Genomic DNA, 24,561 nt, shown 5'->3' with positions numbered 1-24,561 from the left:
TTATCTAAACTTATGTATTGGTTTGTCTTGCAGATATTGAGCGCAAAACAGATACCACAATGTGATCCAAATAAAACTTATGCTCCAACCAGAGAGGACATCTGAAGGATAGTGCACTCCCAGATACACACGGGAAATGCCCATCAGCAACATCCATAACCACGCGCACACAGACAAAATTTTATGCGCTGGATGTTGCAAACTCAGGTAAATCACCAAACAACCTAAAGTTGCAGCATAAAAACTATGAGCGCTTGGAAATGATGCGCCAAAAGTTTCCACCAAATGCAATGCTTCAGGCGGGCGAGGTCGCGCGAATAGGTATTTGAGCAGCCATGAAAGCGCAATACTTACGACCAGTCCTACACTGATAAAAACAATTTTTGTGTATTTTTTATACCATGCCAAATAGAAACACCATAGGCAGGTTAAAAATAATACAAATGGCATGCCACCTAATACAGAAAGTGTGATTGCCAATTGATTCAAATGTGCGGTGCGCTGGGTACTTAAAAACTCCACACTGGCAACATCAAATTGTTGCCAACTTGGAATATTTAGCACTAACACACTGATTATAAATAGTAAACTACCGAGATAAAGCAGTATTTTAGGCATGCTAAAAATCCCTGTAAGTTTAACCGATTTGAGCACGGTTGATGAATGGAATAAAGTGTACTAGTCAGTACACTTTATTTCAAGCCAATGTAAATGAGAAGAATTTCTTTTTTTGTTACTTTGTGCGCAATGTAAATGTGCACTAAATTTTAGCATTTCGTTCAGTATTTGAGGATGAATCGTCATCCACTGTAATTGGTTGTTTCGGTGGCCAAAAGAAATCACTTGGACGGGTTAAGAAGTGAGTAAGCACCAATTTTGCCAAAGGTTTCCACTGTTCAAAACGTACCCGACGCGCACGCAATGCCACAATAATGGTTAAAGTAAAGCTGACAAATAAGTTGGTTAAACCAATTAGCAGCACGCCTAAAAAGGACACAATAATCAGGCCAATTTCAGGTGAGCCATTAATATTCATTAAACCCTGAATAAAGTTGGCAGAAGCGAAGGCAATGTGGCGAATATCAATCGGTAAACCCAAAATATAACCCAGCGTAGCGGTACTGCCGAGCATAATCCCGAACAGGAAATTACCTGCCAAAGCCCCTAAGTTTCGTTCTATATAATTGGCAAATATATTGAGACGTTCTTGTCCGAGTAACTTCTTTAAATGCAGATGAGCTTTTAAGCGCGGCCCGACTTTACGATACACCGCCATGTTATCGAAATAACCTGCAATCAAACCAGACAGAAATAAAAATACCCCAGCAATAGCGGCATGCGGAATGGCAAGTGACGTAAACGGATTCAAGTCGTGTAGCAAATGGGATGCTTTGGTGTGTGACATCAACGGTTCATGCAATATGGCATCCCAACTAAACGCAATTAAGGCTGCAACTGGAATCGCAATCGAAATATTGCCCAAAATAGCGACGAATTGCGTACGGATAATATTAATAATTAAGGCTGCAAGTTCGGCGATTTGCGCCATCTTAGAGCCTTTGCGGTGTTGAACCGTCGAGGCGAGTGCTGCTGCTGTCATTGCGGGTTGTTTAGTGGCAACGGTAAAGTGCAAGACATGAATTAGCATAAAACCAAATGAATAAATCATGCTGTTGATGATAGCCTGCATCATCGGGGCAAGGACTAAACGCGAGGCGAGGGTTTTTAAAGTCGCCATCATGGCAATTAAAACACCTGCACCTGCTGCAGCTTTATACATGCTCCAAAAACCGTCTTTATCGGTACTTACATAATGCTCACCCGTTTTACTGGCATTTTCAGTAACTTGTAAGGCAATTAACTCACTATTTTCTGCAAGCAAGGAGCGTACACTGCGTTCGCTATACAATGCCGCAGTTACATCTACCAGTAATTGTCCTGCCGAAACATAACGGACTTTGTCTTGCGCCACGATTAAATTCAGCAACAGTTCAATCCGCTCTAAACATTGTTCAAGTAAAGACAATAAGTAGGTCAGACTGATGCTGACGCCAGTTCGTTTGGTGGCACGACGAATTTTACTGCTGACATCATGACATTGGTCAATCATCACCAAAGCTTGAGAGGCATCGGGTGGTTGAATGGCACTGATTTGATCGTGTTGTTGATCGGCAACTTTATAAAGCTGAATAAACTCGTTGATTTCGCGGTTTTGTGCCAAAAAAGGTGAATCATATTCACTTAGTTCAGGATAGGCACTAATAAATTCAGGATATAAACCAATGCCGCTGACCCGATACGACAACACTGTCAGGGCTTTAATAATTTCACTGCGAATCAGGCGTTTTTGCGTTTGTCCACCATGTCCGCGATTCAGTAAAGTAAATAATTGCTGCCATTCGGTATCTTCAATATTGTCGAGCCAGTATTTATCACTACGTAGTGGAAAAACTCGACGGACTAAATCTTGCAGTTGGCTTTCATCATTAATCAGCGGTAAAAAGTGCGCGCCCAAACGCTGAAACAACTGATTCCAAAAACCATCGAGCGATAAAATTCCCGTGTCGGCATATAAACTGGTTTGTTTGTATTGATTGATTAGACGTAAAACAAAATGTTGCAAGGTTGAGCTGGCATCGGGTGTCAGCAGCAAGGCTTGTAAGAAAGCTTGAAACTTTTGATGAGTTTCTTCTAAATCTTGAGTGTCACTTGGACGGATACGATTGACCAGTTCAATCAGCAGATTTTCATCCAGAACAGCTTTGGGTGTATCCAGCTGTTCTTGCATTTTTCTAAATAAATCGTTGAGTTTTATATGCATAAGCTGCTTAAATTATTGAATGCGATGTAAAGCCAATAAGGCTAAATTCTTTAAGGCCTGACGATACTCCGAGTCTGGCAGTGCTTCTAAAGCGGCAATAGCGGCTTCTGTTTCTTCTGTGGCACGTTGGCGGCAATAATCGAGAGCGCCAGAGGACTGCACAATGGCAATAACCTGATCGAGGTCAGAAGTACCACCTGTCGCAATACTGCGACGAATAATTTGATGTTGTTCGCCAGTGGTATTTCTTAATGCAGAGATTAAAGGCAAAGTTGGTTTGCCTTCCATTAAATCATCGCCAATATTTTTACCTAATGTTTCAGCGTCTGATGTGTAATCTAAAATATCATCAATAATTTGGAAGGCATTGCCAAAGTGTCCTGCAAATAAACGCAACGGCTCACGGTACTGTGGCGTGCCTGTTAAAATTGCTGCACCTTCAGTGGCAAGTTCAAATAAACGTGAAGTTTTGCCGTGAATAATGTCTAAATAAATTTGTTCTGTAGTGTCAGGTTGATGCTGTGCCTGTAATTGTAAAACTTCACCTTCGGCAATTTCACAAGTCCCTGTAGAAAAGTCTTTTAGCAAGACCAAATCGTTTAAATCGACCAATAAGTCAAAGGCGCGGGAGATTAAAAAGTCACCGACTAAAACCGCTGTTTGGTTATTCCAAGTGGCGTTAGCAGTAGGTCGACCACGACGTAAACCAGACTCATCCACCACATCATCATGCACCAAAGTTGCGGTATGCAGCATTTCAATAATTGCAGCCAGTTTACGTTGACGCTCTAAATCTTCTGCACCACAAGCTTTGGCAGCAAGTAAGCACATAATTGGACGCATGCGCTTACCGCCAGCTTCGACCACATGCTTACTAACCGCCATCACTAACGCGACTTTAGAGGTAATCCCTTCATTAATAAATGTATCCATCGCGGCAAAATCAGAAGCAACAGGGGCGAGAATGTCTTGCTTAAAGTCGATGGTCATGTGAAGAGAAACCTCAATAATATTGAATGACAACTTAGTTGAATCAGTTGTAACTTATGTTACAGCCAAGAAAACTGCTTAAGTCTGCGAAAATAACGCAATGAATGCAATAGTTAGGCAACTGCCAAATGCTGTAATTGTTAATTCTACTAGAAAATGAAGTCAATAACTTTGTGGGTAAATTCAGTTATTTGCTCAAGTTGGGCCTGATTTTAACAAGCACAGCAGTTTACGCCAACACAATCTGTCTATATTGATTGATCCATTGAAGATGGATAAGGCTACAAAAGTCATTTACGCGGCTGGGTATTAAACAATCAACCTTGTTGTGCAATAATTGCCGTAAATGGCTTGTTGTTTGTGCGAATATCGCTTAAAATCCTTGCCCTTGAATAACCCCCAGTGGCGTTCGTTTTAAGATCGATATATCCCTTTATCGGCACGACGACACGGGCATGTTTGGAGTACATTATGTACGCAGTAATCCAAAGCGGTGGTAAACAGCACCGTGTTGTTGAGGGTGAAACCCTTAAAGTTGAATTATTGAAAGCTGAAACTGGCGCAACTATTACGTTTGATGACGTATTAATGGTTGTAAACGGTGACAACGTTCAAATCGGTGCTCCAGTTGTTGCTGGCGCTAAAGTAACTGCAGAAGTGGTTGGTCATGGTCGTCACGACAAAATCCGTATTGTTAAAATGCGTCGTCGTAAACACTACCGTAAGCAACAAGGTCACCGTCAATGGTTTACCGAGTTGAAAATTACTGGTATTGCAGGCTAATCACTAGGAGTAAATAGACATGGCAACTAAAAAAGCCGGTGGATCGACTAAGAACGGTCGTGATTCGAATCCTAAGATGTTAGGTGTTAAAGTTTACGGTGGTCAAACTGTAACTGCTGGTAACATCATCGTTCGTCAACGTGGTACAGAATTCCACGCTGGTGCAAACGTAGGTATGGGCCGTGACCATACTTTATTTGCTACTGCTGACGGCGTAGTAAAATTCGAAGTGAAAGGTCAATTTGGCCGTCGCTACGTATCTGTTGAAGCGTAAGCTGAAATAGTGAAAAAACCCACAAGTGATTGTGGGTTTTTTTATGCTTGTATGATGGAAAATTAGGGTCAAAGGATAACTTTTAGTTCTTCATCATGATGGATAAATTTCTACATTTTATATTAATAAGCATACAAAACTTCTTATTTTCTATCATATTAGCGCCAGAAATTGGTTTAAGATGGGACATCCAAAACATTGCGATTGAGCAAATATAAAAAGGTGAATCTATGAATATGCTTCGTAAAACGATGTGTGCTGTGGCATTAGGTGCAACCACTTTAGCGCCAATCATGAGTACTACAGTGTTTGCTGCGCCAGTGGCAGCATCGGAGCAACAAGCGACAGCAAACCTTGTTAAACAATTGAATGGTATTAAAAGTTTTACCGCCAATTTTGAGCAAACCACCAAAGTCAGCAATAATGGCAAGGCTTTGCCAAACCGTGGTTTATCGGCACAACACATGAACCAGAATTTTAAAGGGGTTATGAAAGTTGAACGTCCGGGTAAATTCTTTTGGGAAACCACCAGTCCAGCCAAACAAACAATTGTGACTACGGGTAAAACCGTATGGATTTATGACCCAGACTTACAACAAGCTGTACGCCAAAGCCTAGATGATCAAGTGGCAAATACGCCTGCATTGTTGCTTTCGGGTAATACTAATCAAATCATGCAGTCGTATCGTGTGACCCAGCCGAATAAGTCAAAAACCTATTACACCTTATATCCAAAAAGTGATGATGGCGTATTTCAAAGTTTAACCATTAGTTTTGGTGCACGTAACGCGCCAACCTTAATGATTTTGCAGGATTCATTGGGACAAACCACGCATGTGCGTTTTAACAATGTGAAAGTCAATGCCAAAATTCCTGCATCGACTTTTAATTTCACGCCGCCAAAAGGCACGGACATTATTGATCAATAATTGAATGTTTTCATACATTCTTTTAAAAGCATAATTTGTTATTCCTTATCCTAGCCTTCTCCCACAGGGAGAAGGTTTTCAGCTTCAGCATAGCGGAAATTTATTTGAATATTCTTCCCGAGAAATCCACAATTTCTGTGGATAAATCTTGGGATAATTCACATTTTGCAGTATGCAGGATATAGACTGAGTTATCACAGATCATCATTTTGCACTAATGATGTGTTATCAATATTTTGATTTATAATGAAAAAATAAAAATAATCATACAAAAATATGAGCATTAATTTTAAGCAACTTTATCCCCCGATTATTCCGTTACACAACTGCTCTAGGATTGAACAGCGAGAGTTATCTATAGTCTTGACTAATTCAATTGAAGCAATTTTATCGCAAGATTTGTGCAGGTTTGCATTTCTAATCATTGGACTTTATGAATCGTGGTAGAAGGGGAATTTAATGCAATATTTAAAATCACAGGTGTTTTTGGGTGCTGTCGCTTTAAGTTCGGTTCTGTTGTTGACTGCATGTCAGCCAAAGAGTGAGGCAACTTCTAAAACCGAAACTGAGCAAGCTGCGCCTGCATCTGTCACAGCCGAGATTCCTGTGATTCAAGCTAAAGTGGTGGCGCTTAAATTGCCACAACAGCAAATTTGTGATGAAGAAGGCTGTACTGCTTACGATATTCAGACAGTAAAAACCAATGTGGCGTGGATTGATGAATATTTTATGCAGCGTTTGCAAAAGGCAGACCCAATTGCATTTTCTGAAGCTGCGGCATCAACTGCAACGCCAAAGGTAGAAGAAACCGATCCTATGCGACTGAGTCAGAGTTCGAGCTATGTGCGTTATATCGGGCAACATGCCAATTTAGCGACGTTTAGTTTGCAAAGCTATAGTTACCCTGCGGGTGCAGCACATGGTATTCATCACCAAGAATTTGTGACTTTTGATTTAAAACAGAAAAAGCGTTTGGCGTTGCAAGATATTATGCTGCCCAATACGGAAGCCAAAATGACAGAAGAATTATTTAACCATAATTATAACTGGCTAGATGAACATGATATTTCCCGTGAAAAGTTTAAACTGAGCGATAATTTTTATTATGGCGCCAATGGTTTGGTCTTTGTCTACCCGTTGTATGAATTGGCATCTTATGCAGAAGGTATGCCTGAGTTGATTCTGCCTTACTATGCGACGGAAAAATTAATTAAGCCTGAATATTTGCCAAGTTTGCCGCAGTATCCTCGCCAATAAAATTAGGGTCTGTTGACATTTCATAAATGGCTTGCGCTGTAGGCTAAAACTGAGCAGATCAGGCATGCAACGCAGGGAATAGTGGGTCTATTTCCAAGTTTCATAACGCAATCTGAGAAAGTTTTAGCCACAGCCTGAGCAAAAACAAGCACTGCTTTGTTTGCAACGCAAGGCGCAGCGAAGGACAAGCATATTTTTTGCTGCTATTGCGTTATGTGCCAGTCATTTAGAATGACTAAATTTCCTGTCTCATGCCTTATATCAGCTAAAAAATATGCGTTGTCGCAAACATAGACGAATTGTCAACAGACCCTACACAAAAATACGCAGAGATTGCTGTAATAAGGTGCAGCCGTGAATCGGGTTACTGTATTTTTTAACCCGAAGCGCTTACACTATAGCCAGTTTTTTTCTTATTCCAAGATTGGCTATGATTGACCCGAAATTACTCAGAAATAATATTGAGGCTGTAAATTTAGCCTTGGCAAAACGTGGTGTGCAATTAGATGTGGCAGAGTGGGCAGCACTTGAAGCACGTCGTAAAGAATTGCAATCTAAAACCGAAGCATTACAGGCAGAGCGTAATTCGGGCGCAAAACAAGTCGGTCAGATTAAAAAAGCAGGTGGTGATGCTTCTGAAATTATGGCGCGTATGGCTGCTATTGGCGATGAAATCAAAGCCGCTGAAGTGGCTTTGGCAGAGTTGCAAGATGAGTTAGAAGCTAAATCATTGTCTATTCCAAACTTGCCAGATGAGTCTGTGCCTGAAGGTAAAGACGAAGCTGATAATGTAGAAGTATTGAAATGGGGCACACCACGCCAGTTTGATTTTGAAATTAAAGATCATACCGACCTTGGCGAAATAATGGGTGGTTTGGAATTTGAAACTGCAACCAAATTAACAGGTTCTCGTTTTAGTGTTTTAAAAGGGCCATTGGCACGTTTACAACGTGCAATTACACAGTTCATGTTAGATACACATACTGTTCAAAATGGTTATACCGAAGCGTATGTGCCGTATTTGGTCAATGCAGATTCATTGCGTGGTACAGGTCAGCTGCCTAAATTTGAAGAAGATTTGTTCAAATTACAAGGTGAAAAAGAATACTATCTAATTCCAACTGCCGAAGTTCCAGTAACCAACTTTGTGCGTGATGAAATCATTGACCCTGAACGCTTGCCATTAAAATATGCAGCGCATACCCCTTGTTTCCGTAGCGAAGCAGGCTCTTATGGTCGCGATACTCGTGGTTTAATTCGTCAGCACCAATTTGATAAAGTCGAAATGGTGCAGATTGTAAAACCAGAAACCTCAATGCAGGCTTTAGAAGAATTGACTGGACATGCAGAAGGTATTTTGCAGGCACTTGGTTTACCGTACCGTAAAATTATTCTATGTGGTGGCGATATGGGCTTTGGCGCAACCAAAACCTATGACTTAGAAGTTTGGGTGCCAAGTCAAAACACTTACCGTGAAATTTCATCATGCTCAAACATGGGGGATTTCCAAGCGCGTCGTATGAAAGCACGCTACCGTGCCGACCAAAAGAAAACTGAATTTGTGCATACATTAAACGGTTCAGGTTTGGCGGTAGGACGTACTTTATTGGCTGTTATGGAAAACTATCAACGTGCCGATGGTTCGATTGAAATTCCTGCAGTATTACGTCCGTACATGGGCGGTTTAGAGTTTATTGACTAAGTTGAGTGCAGGTCGACTTAGGATGAAATTGCTTACAATCAGATTTAAATATTGAGGTTTAGTGTGGATATTTTTCCAATCTCGTTAAAGTTGCAGCAGCAACCTTGTCTGATTGTGGGCGGTGGGCATATTGCTTATCGCAAAGCGGTGTTACTGGCTAAAGCGGGCGCAAAAGTTGATGTGCTTGCCCCTGAAATTGATGTCAATTTATTGCAACTGGTGCAACAAAGTCAGGGGCAGTATGTACAGGATGTTTTTAGTCCATCTACTGCGTTACGTCACTATCGTTTGGTGATTGCTGCAACGGATAACAATTTGGTCAATCAGCAAGTTTTTGCAGCTTGCGAAGCCGAAAATGTGCTGGTCAATAGTGTTGATGATCCACCACATTGCCGTTTTATGGTGCCTGCCATCATTGACCGTTCGCCTTTGGTGATTTCAGTCGCGAGTAATGGCACATCGCCTGTATTGTCACGTCAAATTCGTACACAACTGGAAAGTACCATTCCGCATGGTATGGGCAAACTGGCAGAGTTTTCAGGTCAGTGGCGTGCCGCAGTAAAACAGAAAATTGTAAATCCAGATGAGCGCCGTATTTTTTGGGAGGAGCTATATGCTAGTCCTCTTAAAGAGCAGGTGTTCAATGACAATCTTGAAGCGGCAAACCAAAGTATCCAACAGGCTTTAGCGGAATGGCAAACGCCGAAAGGCGAGGTGTATTTGGTTGGTGCAGGGCCAGGTGATCCTGAGTTACTGACTTTAAAAGCCTTGCGTTTAATGCAGCAAGCTGACGTGGTGATTTATGACCGTTTGGTGTCTGCACCCATTTTAGAATTGTGCCGCCGTGATGCAGAAAAAGTCTATGTCGGAAAAGCACGTTCTAACCATGCTGTGCCGCAAGAAGGCATTAATGCGTTATTGGTGAAATATGCGCAAGCAGGTAAGCGAGTTTGCCGTTTAAAAGGGGGCGATCCGTTTATTTTTGGGCGTGGCGGTGAAGAAATTCAAGAGTTGTATGAAGCAGGTGTGTCATTTCAAGTCGTGCCGGGCATCACCGCAGCCTCGGGCTGTTCGGCTTATGCAGGTATTCCACTGACTCATCGAGATTATGCGCAAAGTGTGCGTTTTCTTACTGGACATTTAAAAGAAGGTTCGCCTGAATTGCCGTGGTCAGAATTGGTGTATGAACAGCAAACTTTGGTGCTGTATATGGGCTTGGTTGGCTTAGAAAGCATTTGTGAAAAACTGATTGCACATGGACAACGGGCGGATATGCCTGTCGCCTTAATTTCTAAAGGCACGACACCTGAACAAAAAGTGGTGGTGGGGACGTTGGCGGATATTGCCAGTAAAGTCGCACAGCATCACATTCAGGCACCTACCTTGACCATTATTGGTGAAGTGGTCAATTTACGTGAACAGTTGAAATGGTAATGAATCTCCCCCAACCCCTCTTTTAAAAAGAGGGGAGTTCCCACATTTTCTAAAGGGAGCTGAGGAGGGATTGTGAAAAGTAGAGAAAATTTGTGATCCACGTTGTTTTATATGAGCCTGAAATTCCAGCCAATACAGGCAATATCATTCGTTTGTGTGCCAATACAGGTGCGCAATTGCATTTGATTAAGCCATTGGGTTTTGAGCTGGATGATAAAAAGCTGAAACGTGCAGGTTTGGATTATCACGAATGGGCACGTATGCAAATTTGGGACAATCTTGAGCAATGCTTGGCTAATTTAGACAGCAAAGGCGTGGGGTTGGATGCGATTTATCCATTAACCACCAAAGGCACAGAAACACCACATACTTCGGATTTAAACCGACCTGTTGCCTTGTTGATGGGGCCTGAAACACGTGGTTTGCCAGAAGCAGTACGCATGTTGTTTCCGCAGCAGCACTGGATTCGTTTACCCATGGCAGAAAACTCACGCAGTTTAAACTTGTCTAATGCAACGGCTGTGATTGTGTATGAGGCATGGCGTCAGCAAGGTTTTAAAGCATTGCTCTAATTTGAGCATCAATTCATTTCAAATTTAATGCGATCTTTAGCATCAATGCGTACAATTGATAGATAAAAAGCTGAGACAAAACTGTACTCAGCTTTTTTGTTTTCGCTATTTTGCTGATTTAACGCTGCAATCCATTTGAGGCATAAGAAAAGGCGCATAAAGCGCCTGATCTTAAAGTTGTGATGCTATTTGTCTTAGCGATCATCAAACTCATTGTGCTGCGGAGCAGGGTGTTTAAAGCCTTTGGTTTTATAACCGAGGTATAAAACCCCAAACATTGCCCACCATAAGCCATACTTCAATGAAGTTTCATCGACTTCGAGCCATAAAGCAAAGACTGCAATAAAGCCGCACAACGGTACGATCACAAAATTGAGAAGGTCTTTAAAGCCTTTGGTACGACCATCACGTAGCGCGTAACGTGAAATCACCGATAAATTCACAAAGCTAAATGCGGTGAGGGCACCAAAACTGATTAATGAAATGACAAAATCCAAGTTCATAAAACCAGCAGTTAACGCCACAGCACCTACAATTAAAATATTGTATGAAGGTGTATAGCTACGTGGGCTGATATGACCAAAGATTTTTTTGTTAATCACGCCATCACGACCCATCACGTACATTAAACGCGAAACGCCTGCATGAGCCGAAATACCAGATGCCATTACCGTTACAATAGCAAAGGCAAGCACATAAGACTGGAACAGCGAGCCGCCGACCAAGAGCAGAATTTCTGGCTGCGTTTCTGCAATATTTTTAAAGTAGCTGCCCGGTTCATTTGGGAAGAAAATCTGCATGAAATAGGTGCTGACAATAAAAATTACACCCGCAATTAGCGCAGTTAAGAACATTGCCTTCGGTAAGGTTTTTTCAGTGTCTTTGGTTTCTTCTGCAAGTGAGCTGAGTGAGTCAAAACCTGTAAATGAGAAGCAGAGTAGGGTTGCACCTGTAATCAATGCGCCTACCGAAGTCAGTTCATTCCAGAAAGGTTCTAAGCTCCATAACTGATAACGTTGCTCGGCAGTAATTGGACCATCGGCATTGAAGCCTGCCTGAAGTTTGGTGTACATCATCCATGTAAATACGCCAATGACCACCAACTGTACCAAAACGATCATACTGTTAAAGTTGGCGACAAAACGCGCGCCACGCAAGTTGACACCCGTCATAAATGCCGTGAGTACCACCACCCAAATCCAGTGATTCACATCAGGGAATAAGGCTTCCAGATAAATCACCGCCAAGATGATGTTGACCATTGGTGAGAGTAAATAATCTAGCCAAGATGACCAACCCACCATAAAACCAACGTTGGGATGAATCGATTTTTGTGCATAGGTATACGCCGACCCAGAAGAAGGATAACGACGAATCATGTGACCATAACTTAAAGAAGTTAAAAGAATGGCAACCAGTGCAAAAATATAAGATGTGGGTACGTGAAAATGACTTTCTTCCGATACTAAGCCGAAAGTGTCGAATAACGTCATCGGTTGAATGTAGGCTAAACCAATAATAATAATGTGCCAGAGTCCTAGCGTTTTTTGCAGTTTAGCTGCCGATTGAGTCCCAGAGATATTTGTCAACGGCGTTATCCTCTTAATCGTTGATCAAGGATCAGTCATGTTTGTTCAGGATTGTTTGAGACGAACAATCCCCCCTACATAAAAAGTAAAAACGCGCCAATCTACTCCATAATGACGCGCTTTGTCAGTATCTTTGCTTTCTTTTTTAGCAGAAAAAACGCCATATTGATGAAAAAACATCAGACGCAGCAGTCTACCAATGAAAAGCCCGATGTTTAGAAAAACATCAGGCTAGATTTTCGGCTATGTTCGCCTATTTTGTAGGAATTACCAAGCCTTTTTTAAGATGGCTTTGAGTTCTTCTAAATTGGCTTCTTTCGGGTTGTAAATAATCGAACCATCGTTCAGGGCTTTTTCAGCGACTTCATCTAATTGTGCTTCGCTGACTTTACCAGTTTCTTGTAAAGTGCGTGGCAATTTGGTCAGTGCATATAAGCGGTCACGAATGGCTAAGAGTGTCGCAATGGTTTTATCGGCACGTAAATGTGCAGGGGTTTGCGCATAGACGTCTGCGCCTGCCAACGGTAATAGCAGCTCGGCAATTTTATCGGCATTGACGTCTTTGTTGTATTCCAACACGTATGGCAAGAATAAATTCATGCACAGTCCATGTGGCAAATGTGCCACAGCACCCAACGCATGACCTAGGGAATGCACTAAACCAACCATGGAATTTGAAAATGCAATGCCCGCCATAGTAGATGCTTGTGCCAGTTCCAAACGGCCTTGTTCATCGCTTGGGTTGTCTAATACATTGAACAGGTTATTGCTGATTTTTTTAATTGCTGCAGTAGCATAAGCATCAGAAATTGGGTTGGCTGCCATGCAACTATAAGCCTCAATGGCGTGCGTCATGGCATCCATAGCCGTCATTGCTGTTAAATGTGGTGGCAAAGTTTGCGTCATACGCGGGTCTAAAATGGCTGCATGTGGCATTAAGTAATACGATGCAAATGGCATTTTGACGTTCTTTTCTGTGTCGGATACCACCGCAACCATAGTCACTTCTGAACCTGTGCCTGATGTGGTTGGAATCACAAAAAAAGGTTTCAGTGGACGTGGTAAGTTATGCGCACCTGAATATTGCAATAAGTCATCACCACCTTCACTGACTAAAATATTGGTGGCTTTAGAGGTGTCAATGACTGAACCGCCACCCACTGCGATAATGGCATCACAGTTGTTTTCGCGGTACAACTGCGCAGCACGGCGAACTGTCGCCACACTTGAATCTTGCGGGACATCATCAAAAACATAGCCAATCACGGCATCGGTAGATTCAAAAGCCGCTTCAATCGGTGCAAGCAAATTGTTGGAACGCACGCCTTTGTCGGTAATGATCATTGGGCGCTGCGAACCGAGTGTCGCCAATTCAAACGGAATATGTTCAAGCGCTGCATGACCTGCAATGACTTTGACTGGGCAAAAAAATTCGTAATAAGGCTTCGCCATGTTATGCACTCCGTTTGAAATAAGATTGGGCAACTTTTAGATAGATATTGGCTGCACCTGATAGTTTTTCTTTTAAGCTGAGTTCAGTCGGATATTGTTTTACCGCCAGTTCTGCCAGTAATTTAGGCAAGATCAGTGCTTCCATTTTGTTTAGGCAACGTACCAAGCGAATTGCATAAGACACATCACCATCGGCAATCATGCGGTCATGCGCAAAGGCCTGTGCGGTACTTTCCTGAAATGAAAACACTAAAAATGCATGATTTAAGTGTTTAAAGGTAATGGTTAAATCGGGTTTTTGTGCCGTATTCTGTAACAGTTCTAATTGATGATCTGCAGTGACTTTGGCAACAAAGGCTGGACCATTCGGAAAAACTTTCATAGACAACACAAAGTTGCTGGGAAATTTGGCAACTTCTTGTTTAATTTCTTCATCGACCTGACTTGCCATGACTAAACCTCTGCCAATCACATCCATCATGAGTTTGACATAGGCCAGTTGCAAAGCGGGTTTCACAGATTTAGTTGAAATCACGCGCTGAATCCCTGTGTTATAAATCATTATTTAGAGTAAATACTCTATTTTATTTCTTATTGAAAAGAAAGCCATTTATACGTGAATGACTTGAACGTCATTAAAGTAACCGCTGTTTTGTAAAGTTTCAATGATATCTGCGCAGAAGTTTTCAAAATGTGGATAGTCATTGACTAAATCCATCACACGTACCATTTCCAAACCTGCATAGCCGCAAGGGTTGATACTTTGAAAACCAGTCAAGTCACAATCAATATTGAGGGCTAAACCGTGATAACTACGGCCTTTACGAATTTTAAAACCGAGTGAGCCAATTTTTCGTTCATTGACATATACCCCTGGTGCATCTGCTTTGGCATAGGCTTCAATGCCGTATTTTTTAAGCAGCTCAATCATCAAGTTTTCAGCATAAGATACCAAAGTACGGACATTCCAGCCTAAACGGTTCAGGTCAAACATGAAGTAGGCGACCAATTGGCCTGGGCCATGCCATGTGACTTGACCACCACGATCAGTCTGTACCACAGGAATATCTGTCGCCATTAAAATATGTTCGGCTTTGCCTGCTTGCCCTTGGGTCAGTACATTGGGATGTTGCAAAATCCAGAGTTGGTCAGGGCTGTCTGCATCACGTTGTTCAGTCCACTCTTTCATTTCCTGAAAGCGTGCTTGATAGTCAGTCAGGTCATGATATTGACGAATAATCAGGTTTGGCCGTTGTGCAGTATCCACAGTGATGCAGTCCTATCCATAAAAGCAAGAAATTGATTTTATTATACGAAAATGTGGCGGCTGTAGGGGATTTGTGGATTGAATAAGATTTTGGCAGCGCAGAAACAAAAAACACGCCCGAAAGCGTGTTATTTGAAAATCAATCTACAAAATTACAATGCAGTTTTAATCAGTGGGCAAGCTGCCAAATCTGCATAAATGGCATGCACTTGTTCCAATTCTTCAAAACGCAATTGTGCTGTAATTGAATGATACTTGCCTGTGCGTGATGGGGTAATGCTGATGCTTTGTGCATCAAACTCAGGGAAGTGCTTCACTAAAATTTCAAGCACAGCAATACGCAGTTCATCACCCGCGTCTCCAATGAGTTTAATTGGGTAATCCATTGGAAATACCCAAAGATGCTCTTGTAGTTCACGAGATGGGGTACGGTTGAATAACGTCATAAGCGTGATCTCTATCTCTATAGCAAACGCCTGCATCGAAGCAGGCGTGTTGGTCTTGTATAAATAAATGAGGCTGAATTTAAAAATTTCAATAGCTCATTTATGCAGCAATCTTAGTCATTTTCCAAGAACGAGCGTAAGTGTTCAGAACGAGAAGGGTGACGAAGTTTACGTAAGGCTTTGGCTTCAATCTGACGGATACGTTCACGGGTCACATCAAACTGCTTCCCAACTTCTTCCAAAGTATGATCGGTTGGCATATCAATACCAAAACGCATTTTCAGAACTTTGGCTTCACGTTCAGTCAAGTTTTCAAGCACTTCACGGGTCGCTTCTTTTAAGCCTTCAGAGGTTGCCGCATCAACAGGTGAGGTGATGTTGCTGTCCTCAATGAAGTCACCCAAATGTGAATCTTCATCATCACCAATTGGCGTTTCCATAGAAATCGGCTCTTTGGCAATTTTCAGAACTTTACGAACTTTAACTTCATCCATTTCCAAGCGTTCGCCTAATTCTTCTGGAGTCGGTTCACGACCCATTTCCTGAAGCAATTGACGCGATACACGGTTGATCTTGTTAATGGTTTCGATCATGTGTACTGGAATACGAATGGTACGCGCTTGGTCGGCAATAGAACGGGTAATCGCCTGACGAATCCACCATGTTGCATAAGTCGAGAACTTATAACCACGACGGTATTCGAACTTGTCTACCGCTTTCATCAAGCCGATGTTACCTTCCTGAATCAAGTCTAGGAATTGTAAACCACGGTTGGTGTATTTTTTTGCAATCGAAATAACCAGACGCAAGTTGGCTTCAACCATTTCTTTTTTCGCACGACGGGCTTTGGCTTCGCCTACTGCCATACGCTTAGAAATTTCTTTGATGCCTTTAACATCTAAGCCTAACTCTTTTTCAATGTCGGCAATTTTTTGTTGGAACGCCAAAATATCTGGACGTACTTTTTCCAAATAGCCTTTTTGGTCGGCAGGTGCTTTGGCAATGTGCTCGTCTAACCAAGCAAAGTTAGATTCCTGACCTGGGAATGAGGTACGGAATTGAGTACGATCCATACGACCACGACGCACCGCATAACGCATCACTTCACGTTCAGCAGTACGAATTTGTTCATGTGTACCACGAATCATTTCCGAAATAATATCGAATAAACGTGGCGTAAATTTAAACATCATGAATACAGTCGCTAAAGCTTCTAAAGCCTCTTGAGCTTCGGCACTTTCACGACCATGTTTTTCAATGGCAGCAATTTTTGCAAGATAAGCCTGTTCCAATTCACCAAAACGCATTCTTGCAATTTCTGGGTCTGGACCTGAATCTGCTTCAGATTCTTCTTCGGCTTCAGCTTCTTCTTCCTCATCGTCATCATCAAGTTTGACGTCTTTGGTTGGTTTGTTGCTGGTGTCTTCTTCTTTGTCTAAATCGGCTTCGTCTTCTAAAACTTCTGGAATTTCTTCATCGGTTTCAGGGTCTAAATAACCTGATAAAATATCGGCAAGGCGACGTTCGCCTGCTTCATAATCTTTATATTCTTGCAGTACCACTTGCACTGCGTTTGGCCAGTAGGCAATCGAGTGAAGTACATCGCGAATCCCTTCTTCAATACGTTTCGCAATGCTAATTTCACCTTCACGCGTTAACAGCTCAACCGTACCCATTTCACGCATATACATACGCACAGGGTCTGTGGTGCGACCAGGCTCATTTTCTACAGAGGCAAGTACCGCTGCAGCTTCTTCTTCAGCAACTTCGTCGGCAGCTTCCGCATTATCCTCGAACATTGCATCATCAGATTCAGGCGCACGTTCATGCACAGGAATACCGACGTCTTGAAGCATTTGAATAATGTCTTCAATCTGCTCGCTTTCTGTGATTGAGTCCGGGAGATGATCGTTAACCTCAGCGTAAGTTAGGTAACCTTGCTCTTTGCCTCGGCTAATCAGAGCCGCTACTTGCGAAGTAGGGGAATTCATATCGCTCATCTTTGCTTACTCTTCGTTGAATCTGTGGCAGTGAAAAACCGTGCATGATAGCACAATTCGCTTTAAATAGGGGGTGAATTGATCAATCAAGCATGATTTTAAAATGATGTTTGAATGAAGAATGTGATAGGAATATGGGGCTTCATTACTGTTTTTCAAGTCAATTTCCTTTTTGCCCGCAAAATATTTTTATGATTGGGGCGAATCTCAAATAATGATACTAACTTGTTCATAAATACACAAATTTGCCGCAATGTTGCAAGCTGTCTATGTTGCAGTTTTTTGAAAAAAATAAATAAAACTTGACAATATTTATAAAGGCAGATAAATAGCGGCTAGACCCTTCACATTTTTTCATTCTGAGGTAGTTTTAGTGTCTTCTACAGATTTTGAACTAGATGATAACTACGGTGATGATGATGTTAATTTCGATGAGGCATCAAACAAAATAAGCGCGAAAGAATCTTTAGAAAAGCGCCGTTTGATTGATGATTTACTCGCACAACGTCGTTTGGAACGTGAGCTCAAAGATTTTGATTATGATTTTGACGATGACGACGATTTTGACGATGAAGATGACTAAAATCAGGTACTGTATCTGGCATTGAAAATGCTATGCTACACCCCTAAATTGACACCGATGGATTTGAAATGACTGCTTTAGATTTAGACCTGTTAAGTGAATATCTAGATGGTGACCAAAACGAGTATGGTCTAGACTTCGCTGCAACGCATGGTTTCTTGTGTGCCATTGCAGTTGGACCTCAATTTGACCCATGGTTAAATGAATTGTTTGAAGGCAACCAAAAGAAAGTGCCTGCTGAAATTATTGCGCAAATTCAGGCTTGGTTAGAAAGCATTCGCCAAAGTTTAGCCAATGAAGAAGGCATTGAGTTTCCATTTGAAATTGAAGAAGCAGAAGTTGATTCAAGTTTGGGTGATTGGAGCGTTGGCTTTGTCGATGCGATGTTCTTAAACGAAGAAGCATGGTTTACGCCTGAATTTGAAGAGCAATTGGTTGATTTAACTTTGCCAATGATGGTGTTTAGCGGCATTGATGAAGAAGATCCACAAATGGAATCTTTCCGTCGCAATGGTCAGTTAATGGACGAAATTGCAGAAGAAATTCCTGAAAACCTGAATGAATTATATTTGATGTACCACACGCCTGATTAATGGCTTGGTTTACATATTGTGTAATATGTAATCCTCATAAAAAAAACGCACTGCGCAAATCGCAGTGCGTTTTTTATTATGGCGCTTCAATGATCATGTTACCAATTAGCGTGTCGCACGATCCCAAGCATCTTTGACAGCAAATTTAGCTTGTTCCCACGTTAAGCGTGAACTGCCTTTAATTTGCCCCCATTTGCTTCTTAGATCGGGCTCAACATCTTCGAAACGTGTGTGCGTATCATAATGTGGGCGGTTTTCATAACCAATGCGATAGGCATTTTGATAGTCACGATCATAATCTAAATCATGATAATGGTTGCGTGTTTCTGTAAAGTAGGTTGTATTTAAGCTATTGGTACGCCAGTAAGCTTCTTCTTCGGTAGGGTTCACAACTTCTGCTGCACCTTTACCTGTCAAACCACCCACTACAGCGCCTACAGCACCACCGACCACAGCACCTACTGGACCACCCAGCGCACCTACTGTTGCACCAGTAGCCGCACCGCCAACAGCACCTAAACCAGTACCGACAGGGTGTGCACCAGGTTCTCCTGTAATTGGATCGGCATTTAAGCGATCACGTTCTTCTTTTGGTAAGTTCTTAACCACATCACGGTCAATTTTTTCATTGCGTTCAAAATCTGACATTCGAATCACCTTTTTATCTTTGTATGCGTTATAGCGTTCCTATATTCATAAATCGCTATGAATAGGCTTAATCTACGCTGCTACAATGTAGGCTTATAGCCTATTCAGAATGCATTTCAGTTACAGCGCATGTCAGACGTAAATTTATGTGTGATATATCAGCCTGATGTTGATTTTAAGTGTTTGATGTTGCGGTTCAGTGTGAAATACGTACTTTAGGTAAGCTTATAAGTACTTTTTTTGATAATAACGGTTCGCATACCAACCATAGGCAACATGAAAAACTGCACCATGAATCGCAATCAAACACAGCATCACCACCGCAGCCAGTGCTAGTCCTGCTTTATCTGCAGCTTTTAAAATGGCTTCTGCATTCGGATTCATCAGCACCAAGAAAAACACAAAGAAGCTACCAATAATAATTGCCACCGCACTTGAGCCCCAAACCAGTTGAATTTTTTCATCACTGCTCGGTAAGCGTTGTTCTTTTTTGACAAAATGTCCTGCGCTAATGAATGCTGCGGCAATTAATGCAGGGAGCAAGGTCAAGCCACCTAAGTTCAGACCAAAAATCAATACGGTAATGAGTAAGACCAGCGTAATACTGTAAACCGCAGCAAAAAATAATAAATATTGTTTCATGTCTGATTTTCCCCAAAAAATTGATTCAATTGCGCAGCAACACAAGCATTAGTCACGCATTTTACGGCGATGCCTACGGTATAAAATAATTGCGATGACTAAGAGCACCAAGCCTATAATGACATGGCTGACCTGACTGAAAATTTGCTGCATCAATTGTTGGTTTTCACCAAAATAATAACCCACGCAAGCTAAAAAAGTGGTCCAAATAATTGTGCCTAAACCACTATAAAACATAAATTTCCAAAATGGCATGTGGCTCATGCCTGCAGGAATACTGATGAGAGAACGAATAGCGGGAATCATGCGCCCAAAAAATACAATCCGATGTCCATATTGTTCAAACCAATGCAGGGAGTTTCGGACGTCTTGTTCTTTAATCCATAGATATTTACCGTAGCGATTGACCCAGTGGTAAATACTTTCATGTTTGCAGCGATAACCTACCCAATATAACACTGCCGCTGCGAACAACGAGCCGATACAGCCTGCAATGATGACACCCAATAGCAGTAATTGCCCTTGCGATGCAGAATAGCCTGCAGAGGGCATAATAATTTCAGAAGGAACGGGGGGAAAAACATTATCCAGAAACATTAACAGGGCAATACCAAGGTAGCCCAGTTGTTCCATAATGGAAATAATCCATTCAGTTAAGTTCATGCAAGTTGTGCTTTAGAAAAGTGCTTCTATCCTAAGCAGTATTGGACGAACAGTAAAGTCTTGCGCAATTTAGACTTAATCAAGCTCTGCATGGGTCAGGGTATAGATATATACACGTCTTAAGCTATATGCCACAAGTATAGGAATGGCACAGAGCAGGGCGTAATTCAAGAAATGCGCTTGTAGATGATAGCCAACAAATGCCGCAATAATACCGCCTAAAATTGCACCTAAAGCCACAATAAAAGTATGAGATTCATGTTCCAAACCATCTTGCATTGTTGCGCTATGCGTAGCAGTCACAGATTTTACAGGCGTAAAACGTAGTGTGTGCATTGAATTTGAAATTGTTGTTTTAGGCATAGCGTCACTCCTGATTGCGGCATATAAATTTAGGAATACATAACGATCCTTGAATTTTGGGTTATGGGAGATGTTGAGTTTGTGCTGAACATCTGCACCAATATAGCCACAGATTTTGTGGCTTATTTTGATTGAATGCTATCACCTAATCTGGGGATATTGCGCAATGCTTGGTAAACAAGCGTTGTATTTTTATGTTCTATGTAATCTTGCGTGAAGCATATATGTAGACATAAAAAATCCCCATACTGGATGAGGACTTTTTCAATATGATTAGAGTGGTCGATACAACATCAACATGGCTTTTGTTAGACCTTGTTGATGTGTATGAGCCTGTACGGATTACAGACGTTTACGTTTAGCTGCGGCAATTTGTGATTGGCGCATACGGAAACCTTCTTTTTGTTTCTCACTGGTTTTATCAATACAGTACACACAAGATACACCGTGTTCATAGCTTGGTAATTCAACTTCTTCAGGCAGTAATGGCCAACCGCAAGCATGACATTTGGTGTTTTGACCTTCTTGCATACCATGTGTCACCGCAGTACGGCCATCAAATACGAAACATTCACCTTCCCATAAGCTTTCATCTGCTGGTGTTTCTTCTAAGTATTTAAGTACGCCACCTTTTAAGTGATAAACCTCGGTAAAACCTTCTTGCAACAATAACGAGGTCGATTTCTCACAACGAATCCCGCCTGTGCAGAACATCGCAATTTTTTTATCTTTATGCTGTTCTAGGTTTTGTTTCACATATTCTGGAAATTCACGGAACGTTTCAGTTTTCGGGTCAATTGCGCCCTTAAACGTTCCTGCTTTGTATTCATAGTCATTACGGGTATCAATCAGAATGACATCGTCACGGGCAATCAGTTCATTCCATTCTTTCGGGTCTAGGTAGTGACCGACTAAATCACGTGGTTTTACTTCTACACCCAAAGTCACAATTTCTTTTTTCAGCTTGATTTTCATTTTACGGAATGGCTTTTCAGAGCTGTGCGACTCTTTGTATTCCATTGTAGTAAAGCCTTCATTCAACAGAAATTGGTGAACTTGATCAATCGCGGCACGATCACCCGCTACAGTTCCATTAATGCCTTCACCTGCCACAATAAGAGTACCGCAAAGGTTGATTGAATTTACCAAATCTAATAAGCGTTGTTGAAGATCGGCAGGATCTGCAACTTCTTTGAATTGATAAAGTGCGGCAACAACCCAAGTCGTGGTCGCTGGCTGTTCTACAGGTGCAAGCTGTTCTACAGTAGCGTTCATGGAGTACTCCAATAGATGAAAGACAAAAATTTAAGGCGCATATTCTAACCTGCTTTGTGTGAATATGCGAGAAAACCGAGTGCGGTACATGGTTTTAAAGCACGACACAACATTTTAAAAATGTAGCAGAACGGGGTATGATGCCACTCGTTTCAAAGAAGAATGTTGTGTTCATGTTGATGCGCCAACAGGTGTTGTTAAATATTGGAGTGTTGTGTTGAGTAAGGATCGTCAAATTGCCACTTTAACCCCGTGTGCAGGTCGTTGTTCTACGGTGTTTGGTGATGCTGTCTGTCGAGGTTGCCGTCGCTTTAACCATGAAGTGATTCAATGGAACAGTTATACGTCTGAACAACACACTGCCGTTTGGCGTCGTTTAGATGCACAGCTCGATCAGATTTTAGTGCCTATGTTGCCTTTTGCTGACTTGCGTCATGTCGAAGGGTTTATCCGCTCTAAGCGGGTGCGTTTACGTGATGATGCTTCAAAAGGGCGTAAGTTGTATCATGCACTGAAAATTTGTGAAAAAAATCGACATTTTACCGATGAAAGTGGCTTGGGCATTCACTACAAAGAAGTGCGACCTTTGTGGCAGGAATTTGAGCGTCGCGTGTTGGCGCTTGCAACCGCAAGTTATGATTTTGCATTTTTAAGGGCTGATGGTATTAGCCATAGCTTATTGCATAGCTTGCACGATGACTAATTTGTAATTCTTGCGATTAAAGACTAGAAAGACTTTTATTGAGCCATAAAAAAACTCGCAAAATTTGCGAGTTTTTTATTTTATACAGGAATGGCTTAAGCCACTTGTACAGGAATACAGTTTGCAGTGTGGCTTACGGTATTGTCTGGGTTTGCATAGACCAAACGTGGTTCGTGCGCATTGGCTTCTGCTTCAGTGAAGTCACCAAAGGTTGCAATAATAATAATATCGCCTACATCGGCTTGGTGTGCAGCACCACCATTGACTGAAATGATGCCTGAGTTGTCTTCACCACGAATTGCATAAGTTGTGAAGCGCTTACCATTGGTCACGTTCCATACGTGGATTTCTTCATATTCACGAATGCCAGCCAAATCCATGAGTGTTCCGTCAATTGCACATGAACCTTCGTAGTGAAGTTCTGCATGAGTTACAAAAGCACGGTGGATTTTGCATTTTAATAAACGAGATAGCATGGTGAGCGTCTCCTTAGTGGACCTAAGATTTTATCTTATGGTTGAATTCAAACACTGCTTGCTGGATGTCAGTTCCGAGCAGAAAGCGCATTTTGCTCTGAAAATTGCGACATGGCAAGTGTGATTGTTCAACAATTGTGGATTCATCAGTTCGGTTTATAGGCATTGATTTGATTCATGGCTTGTTGTACTTCGCCATTGACCAGTAACTTGATACGACCTAATGCATGTGCAAGTGCATCATCCATTAAAGTTTGCTCGCTACTTGGTGCTTTGCTCAGTACATGACCAGACACGCGTTCTTTTGAACCCGGATGCCCAATACCAATGCGTAAACGATGGAAGTTTGGACCTGTGTGCGGCACGATGTCACGTAAACCATTATGTCCACCATGACCACCACCCGTTTTTAGGCGAATGATCCCTGGGTTCATATCCAGTTCATCATGAGCAATCAGCATTGCTTCAGGTGCAATTTGATAGAATTTGGCGAAGGGAACAACACTTTGACCAGAACGATTCATAAAGGTTGTGGGTAATAACAGACGAACGTCTTGACCTTCGATATTACCACGTCCGCTGATCCCGTGAAATTTAGGATCGGCTTTTAATGTAATGCCATATTGATCTGCAAGGCGTTCTACAAACCAGAAGCCTGCATTATGGCGGGTTTGGGCATACTCTTTACCAGGGTTGCCCAAACCAACAATCAGTGAAATATTAGCCACTAATTATACCATGAACACTTATGCGCGTTTGAAGTCAGCGTGCATAGGTGTGTTTTTAGCAGGGTGACGTTGTAACGCTTGGATTTTCACGTTTTCAACTTTGTCGCCTACTTTGATTTCTACAACTTCTTCAAAGAAAGCATTGCTTTCTAAAGCTTTTACAAGCTCACGAAGTTCTAAAGTGATTGTTACAGGCTCAGCGTCGCCACCATAAATGATAGCTGGAACTAATGCAGCGTGACGAAGGCGGCGGCTCGCACCTTTCCCTTGGTTAGCTGCTTCACGCGCTTGAGCGTTTAATACGAAGTTTGCCATGATAGACATCCTTATTTTGAGTTTAAATAAACTAGATCTGCGACCAATCTAGTGAT

Annotated in this window: 27 protein-coding genes; 10 read left to right on the top strand and 17 right to left on the bottom strand. The window is 41.9% G+C overall.

Annotated features, from left to right (window positions below; translation table 11 throughout):
• The 3 genes from FTU71_RS00945 to sdsA form a co-directional block, all read right to left on the bottom strand.
• The gene (locus tag FTU71_RS00945; protein ID WP_004972280.1) at window positions 1-618 is read right to left on the bottom strand and encodes a phosphatase PAP2 family protein; all 618 of its coding nucleotides are present in this window, start codon (window positions 616-618) and stop codon (window positions 1-3) included.
• 142 nt (window positions 619-760) lie between these two features.
• Entirely contained in the window at window positions 761-2,821 is a 2,061-nt protein-coding gene (locus FTU71_RS00940) for a site-specific recombinase (protein ID WP_179993602.1), read from the bottom strand.
• Between the two features lie 12 nt (window positions 2,822-2,833).
• Complete coding sequence (gene sdsA / locus FTU71_RS00935) at window positions 2,834-3,811, bottom strand: All-trans-nonaprenyl-diphosphate synthase (protein ID WP_104853134.1); 978 nt, start codon at window positions 3,809-3,811, stop codon at window positions 2,834-2,836.
• Window positions 3,812-4,282: 471 nt separating this feature from the next.
• On the opposite strand from sdsA, the gene rplU reads away from it, so the two are divergent.
• The 7 genes from rplU to FTU71_RS00900 all read left to right on the top strand — a co-directional run bounded on the left by rplU (window position 4,283) and on the right by FTU71_RS00900 (window position 10,762).
• Complete coding sequence (gene rplU / locus FTU71_RS00930) at window positions 4,283-4,594, top strand: 50S ribosomal protein L21 (protein WP_004972275.1); 312 nt, start codon at window positions 4,283-4,285, stop codon at window positions 4,592-4,594.
• 19 nt (window positions 4,595-4,613) lie between these two features.
• A complete protein-coding gene (rpmA, locus tag FTU71_RS00925; protein WP_004760935.1) occupies window positions 4,614-4,868 on the top strand; it encodes a 50S ribosomal protein L27 in 255 nt (84 codons plus the stop codon).
• 230 nt (window positions 4,869-5,098) lie between these two features.
• Window positions 5,099-5,797, top strand: coding sequence for an outer membrane lipoprotein chaperone LolA (gene lolA, locus FTU71_RS00920; RefSeq protein ID WP_179990204.1), 699 nt, complete (start codon window positions 5,099-5,101; stop codon window positions 5,795-5,797).
• Between the two features lie 459 nt (window positions 5,798-6,256).
• Window positions 6,257-7,054 (top strand): RsiV family protein, encoded by a 798-nt coding sequence (locus FTU71_RS00915; RefSeq protein WP_180111162.1) that lies wholly within the window; start codon window positions 6,257-6,259, stop codon window positions 7,052-7,054.
• 430 nt (window positions 7,055-7,484) lie between these two features.
• Window positions 7,485-8,756, top strand: a complete 1,272-nt coding sequence (gene serS, locus FTU71_RS00910) for a serine--tRNA ligase (protein ID WP_004972265.1) — start codon at window positions 7,485-7,487, stop codon at window positions 8,754-8,756.
• Window positions 8,757-8,819: 63 nt separating this feature from the next.
• Window positions 8,820-10,190, top strand: coding sequence for a siroheme synthase CysG (gene cysG / locus FTU71_RS00905; protein ID WP_179993599.1), 1,371 nt, complete (start codon window positions 8,820-8,822; stop codon window positions 10,188-10,190).
• Window positions 10,191-10,282: 92 nt separating this feature from the next.
• On the top strand, window positions 10,283-10,762 hold the full coding sequence (locus FTU71_RS00900; protein WP_136144597.1) for a tRNA (cytidine(34)-2'-O)-methyltransferase: 480 nt from the start codon (window positions 10,283-10,285) through the stop codon (window positions 10,760-10,762).
• A gap of 194 nt (window positions 10,763-10,956) precedes the next feature.
• Here the strand turns inward: FTU71_RS00900 and FTU71_RS00895 are convergent, their stop codons facing one another.
• The 6 genes from FTU71_RS00895 to rpoD all read right to left on the bottom strand — a co-directional run bounded on the left by FTU71_RS00895 (window position 10,957) and on the right by rpoD (window position 17,516).
• Entirely contained in the window at window positions 10,957-12,351 is a 1,395-nt protein-coding gene (locus tag FTU71_RS00895) for an APC family permease (protein WP_004972258.1), read from the bottom strand.
• Window positions 12,352-12,618: 267 nt separating this feature from the next.
• A complete protein-coding gene (locus FTU71_RS00890) occupies window positions 12,619-13,803 on the bottom strand; it encodes an iron-containing alcohol dehydrogenase (RefSeq protein WP_104853139.1) in 1,185 nt (394 codons plus the stop codon).
• A gap of 1 nt (window position 13,804) precedes the next feature.
• On the bottom strand, window positions 13,805-14,338 hold the full coding sequence (locus FTU71_RS00885) for a hypothetical protein (protein ID WP_026438100.1): 534 nt from the start codon (window positions 14,336-14,338) through the stop codon (window positions 13,805-13,807).
• Between the two features lie 75 nt (window positions 14,339-14,413).
• Window positions 14,414-15,070 (bottom strand): lipoyl(octanoyl) transferase LipB, encoded by a 657-nt coding sequence (lipB, locus tag FTU71_RS00880; RefSeq protein ID WP_131260686.1) that lies wholly within the window; start codon window positions 15,068-15,070, stop codon window positions 14,414-14,416.
• Window positions 15,071-15,222: 152 nt separating this feature from the next.
• Window positions 15,223-15,516: a YbeD family protein gene (locus FTU71_RS00875; RefSeq protein ID WP_004972250.1), complete on the bottom strand. Its 294-nt coding sequence runs from the start codon at window positions 15,514-15,516 to the stop codon at window positions 15,223-15,225.
• Window positions 15,517-15,629: 113 nt separating this feature from the next.
• Complete coding sequence (gene rpoD, locus FTU71_RS00870; protein ID WP_004972247.1) at window positions 15,630-17,516, bottom strand: RNA polymerase sigma factor RpoD; 1,887 nt, start codon at window positions 17,514-17,516, stop codon at window positions 15,630-15,632.
• A gap of 373 nt (window positions 17,517-17,889) precedes the next feature.
• On the opposite strand from rpoD, the gene FTU71_RS00865 reads away from it, so the two are divergent.
• The gene (locus tag FTU71_RS00865) at window positions 17,890-18,099 is read left to right on the top strand and encodes a PA3496 family putative envelope integrity protein (RefSeq protein ID WP_004972246.1); all 210 of its coding nucleotides are present in this window, start codon (window positions 17,890-17,892) and stop codon (window positions 18,097-18,099) included.
• Window positions 18,100-18,167: 68 nt separating this feature from the next.
• Window positions 18,168-18,692: a YecA family protein gene (locus FTU71_RS00860; RefSeq protein ID WP_004972244.1), complete on the top strand. Its 525-nt coding sequence runs from the start codon at window positions 18,168-18,170 to the stop codon at window positions 18,690-18,692.
• Between the two features lie 105 nt (window positions 18,693-18,797).
• Here FTU71_RS00860 and FTU71_RS00855 read toward each other — a convergent pair whose 3' ends face one another.
• The 5 genes from FTU71_RS00855 to FTU71_RS00835 all read right to left on the bottom strand — a co-directional run bounded on the left by FTU71_RS00855 (window position 18,798) and on the right by FTU71_RS00835 (window position 22,283).
• The gene (locus FTU71_RS00855; protein WP_179993598.1) at window positions 18,798-19,340 is read right to left on the bottom strand and encodes a hypothetical protein; all 543 of its coding nucleotides are present in this window, start codon (window positions 19,338-19,340) and stop codon (window positions 18,798-18,800) included.
• A gap of 225 nt (window positions 19,341-19,565) precedes the next feature.
• Window positions 19,566-19,982 (bottom strand): ABZJ_00895 family protein, encoded by a 417-nt coding sequence (locus FTU71_RS00850; protein WP_179993597.1) that lies wholly within the window; start codon window positions 19,980-19,982, stop codon window positions 19,566-19,568.
• Between the two features lie 48 nt (window positions 19,983-20,030).
• Window positions 20,031-20,645 carry a DedA family protein gene (locus FTU71_RS00845; protein ID WP_004972240.1) on the bottom strand — a complete coding sequence of 205 codons (615 nt, stop codon included), beginning with the start codon at window positions 20,643-20,645 and terminating at the stop codon, window positions 20,031-20,033.
• A gap of 75 nt (window positions 20,646-20,720) precedes the next feature.
• Window positions 20,721-21,008 (bottom strand): hypothetical protein, encoded by a 288-nt coding sequence (locus tag FTU71_RS00840; protein ID WP_096901025.1) that lies wholly within the window; start codon window positions 21,006-21,008, stop codon window positions 20,721-20,723.
• A 342-nt stretch (window positions 21,009-21,350) separates the two neighbouring features.
• Window positions 21,351-22,283, bottom strand: a complete 933-nt coding sequence (locus tag FTU71_RS00835) for a rhodanese-related sulfurtransferase (RefSeq protein WP_104853141.1) — start codon at window positions 22,281-22,283, stop codon at window positions 21,351-21,353.
• 217 nt (window positions 22,284-22,500) lie between these two features.
• On the opposite strand from FTU71_RS00835, the gene FTU71_RS00830 reads away from it, so the two are divergent.
• Window positions 22,501-22,986 (top strand): DUF1289 domain-containing protein, encoded by a 486-nt coding sequence (locus FTU71_RS00830; RefSeq protein ID WP_004972234.1) that lies wholly within the window; start codon window positions 22,501-22,503, stop codon window positions 22,984-22,986.
• Window positions 22,987-23,081: 95 nt separating this feature from the next.
• On the opposite strand, the gene panD is transcribed toward FTU71_RS00830, so the two are convergent.
• The 3 genes from panD to rplY form a co-directional block, all read right to left on the bottom strand.
• On the bottom strand, window positions 23,082-23,462 hold the full coding sequence (gene panD, locus FTU71_RS00825) for an aspartate 1-decarboxylase (RefSeq protein ID WP_004972232.1): 381 nt from the start codon (window positions 23,460-23,462) through the stop codon (window positions 23,082-23,084).
• A 146-nt stretch (window positions 23,463-23,608) separates the two neighbouring features.
• Window positions 23,609-24,190, bottom strand: a complete 582-nt coding sequence (gene pth / locus FTU71_RS00820) for an aminoacyl-tRNA hydrolase (protein ID WP_004972230.1) — start codon at window positions 24,188-24,190, stop codon at window positions 23,609-23,611.
• 18 nt (window positions 24,191-24,208) lie between these two features.
• Window positions 24,209-24,505: a 50S ribosomal protein L25 gene (gene rplY, locus FTU71_RS00815; RefSeq protein ID WP_004972228.1), complete on the bottom strand. Its 297-nt coding sequence runs from the start codon at window positions 24,503-24,505 to the stop codon at window positions 24,209-24,211.
• Between the last annotated feature and the right edge of the window lie 56 nt (window positions 24,506-24,561).

It is taken from the genome of Acinetobacter sp. YH12136 (genome assembly GCF_013418545.1).
GTDB lineage: Bacteria > Pseudomonadota > Gammaproteobacteria > Pseudomonadales > Moraxellaceae > Acinetobacter > Acinetobacter towneri.
This window is presented reverse-complemented; position numbering and strand designations above follow the sequence as displayed.

Coding starts and splice junctions, on each gene's coding strand:
- panD (WP_004972232.1), bottom strand. CDS start 23,462: ATGCTATCTCGTTTATTAAAATGCAAAATCCACCGTGCTTTTGTAACT.
- FTU71_RS00840 (WP_096901025.1), bottom strand. CDS start 21,008: ATGCCTAAAACAACAATTTCAAATTCAATGCACACACTACGTTTTACG.
- FTU71_RS00850 (WP_179993597.1), bottom strand. CDS start 19,982: ATGAAACAATATTTATTATTTTTTGCTGCGGTTTACAGTATTACGCTG.
- FTU71_RS00860 (WP_004972244.1), top strand. CDS start 18,168: ATGACTGCTTTAGATTTAGACCTGTTAAGTGAATATCTAGATGGTGAC.
- sdsA (WP_104853134.1), bottom strand. CDS start 3,811: ATGACCATCGACTTTAAGCAAGACATTCTCGCCCCTGTTGCTTCTGAT.
- lolA (WP_179990204.1), top strand. CDS start 5,099: ATGAATATGCTTCGTAAAACGATGTGTGCTGTGGCATTAGGTGCAACC.
- FTU71_RS00945 (WP_004972280.1), bottom strand. CDS start 618: ATGCCTAAAATACTGCTTTATCTCGGTAGTTTACTATTTATAATCAGT.
- FTU71_RS00835 (WP_104853141.1), bottom strand. CDS start 22,283: ATGAACGCTACTGTAGAACAGCTTGCACCTGTAGAACAGCCAGCGACC.
- FTU71_RS00875 (WP_004972250.1), bottom strand. CDS start 15,516: ATGACGTTATTCAACCGTACCCCATCTCGTGAACTACAAGAGCATCTT.
- rpoD (WP_004972247.1), bottom strand. CDS start 17,516: ATGAGCGATATGAATTCCCCTACTTCGCAAGTAGCGGCTCTGATTAGC.
- FTU71_RS00915 (WP_180111162.1), top strand. CDS start 6,257: ATGCAATATTTAAAATCACAGGTGTTTTTGGGTGCTGTCGCTTTAAGT.
- FTU71_RS00855 (WP_179993598.1), bottom strand. CDS start 19,340: ATGTCAGATTTTGAACGCAATGAAAAAATTGACCGTGATGTGGTTAAG.
- rpmA (WP_004760935.1), top strand. CDS start 4,614: ATGGCAACTAAAAAAGCCGGTGGATCGACTAAGAACGGTCGTGATTCG.
- FTU71_RS00845 (WP_004972240.1), bottom strand. CDS start 20,645: ATGAACTTAACTGAATGGATTATTTCCATTATGGAACAACTGGGCTAC.
- rplY (WP_004972228.1), bottom strand. CDS start 24,505: ATGGCAAACTTCGTATTAAACGCTCAAGCGCGTGAAGCAGCTAACCAA.
- FTU71_RS00890 (WP_104853139.1), bottom strand. CDS start 13,803: ATGGCGAAGCCTTATTACGAATTTTTTTGCCCAGTCAAAGTCATTGCA.
- FTU71_RS00940 (WP_179993602.1), bottom strand. CDS start 2,821: ATGCATATAAAACTCAACGATTTATTTAGAAAAATGCAAGAACAGCTG.
- rplU (WP_004972275.1), top strand. CDS start 4,283: ATGTACGCAGTAATCCAAAGCGGTGGTAAACAGCACCGTGTTGTTGAG.
- serS (WP_004972265.1), top strand. CDS start 7,485: ATGATTGACCCGAAATTACTCAGAAATAATATTGAGGCTGTAAATTTA.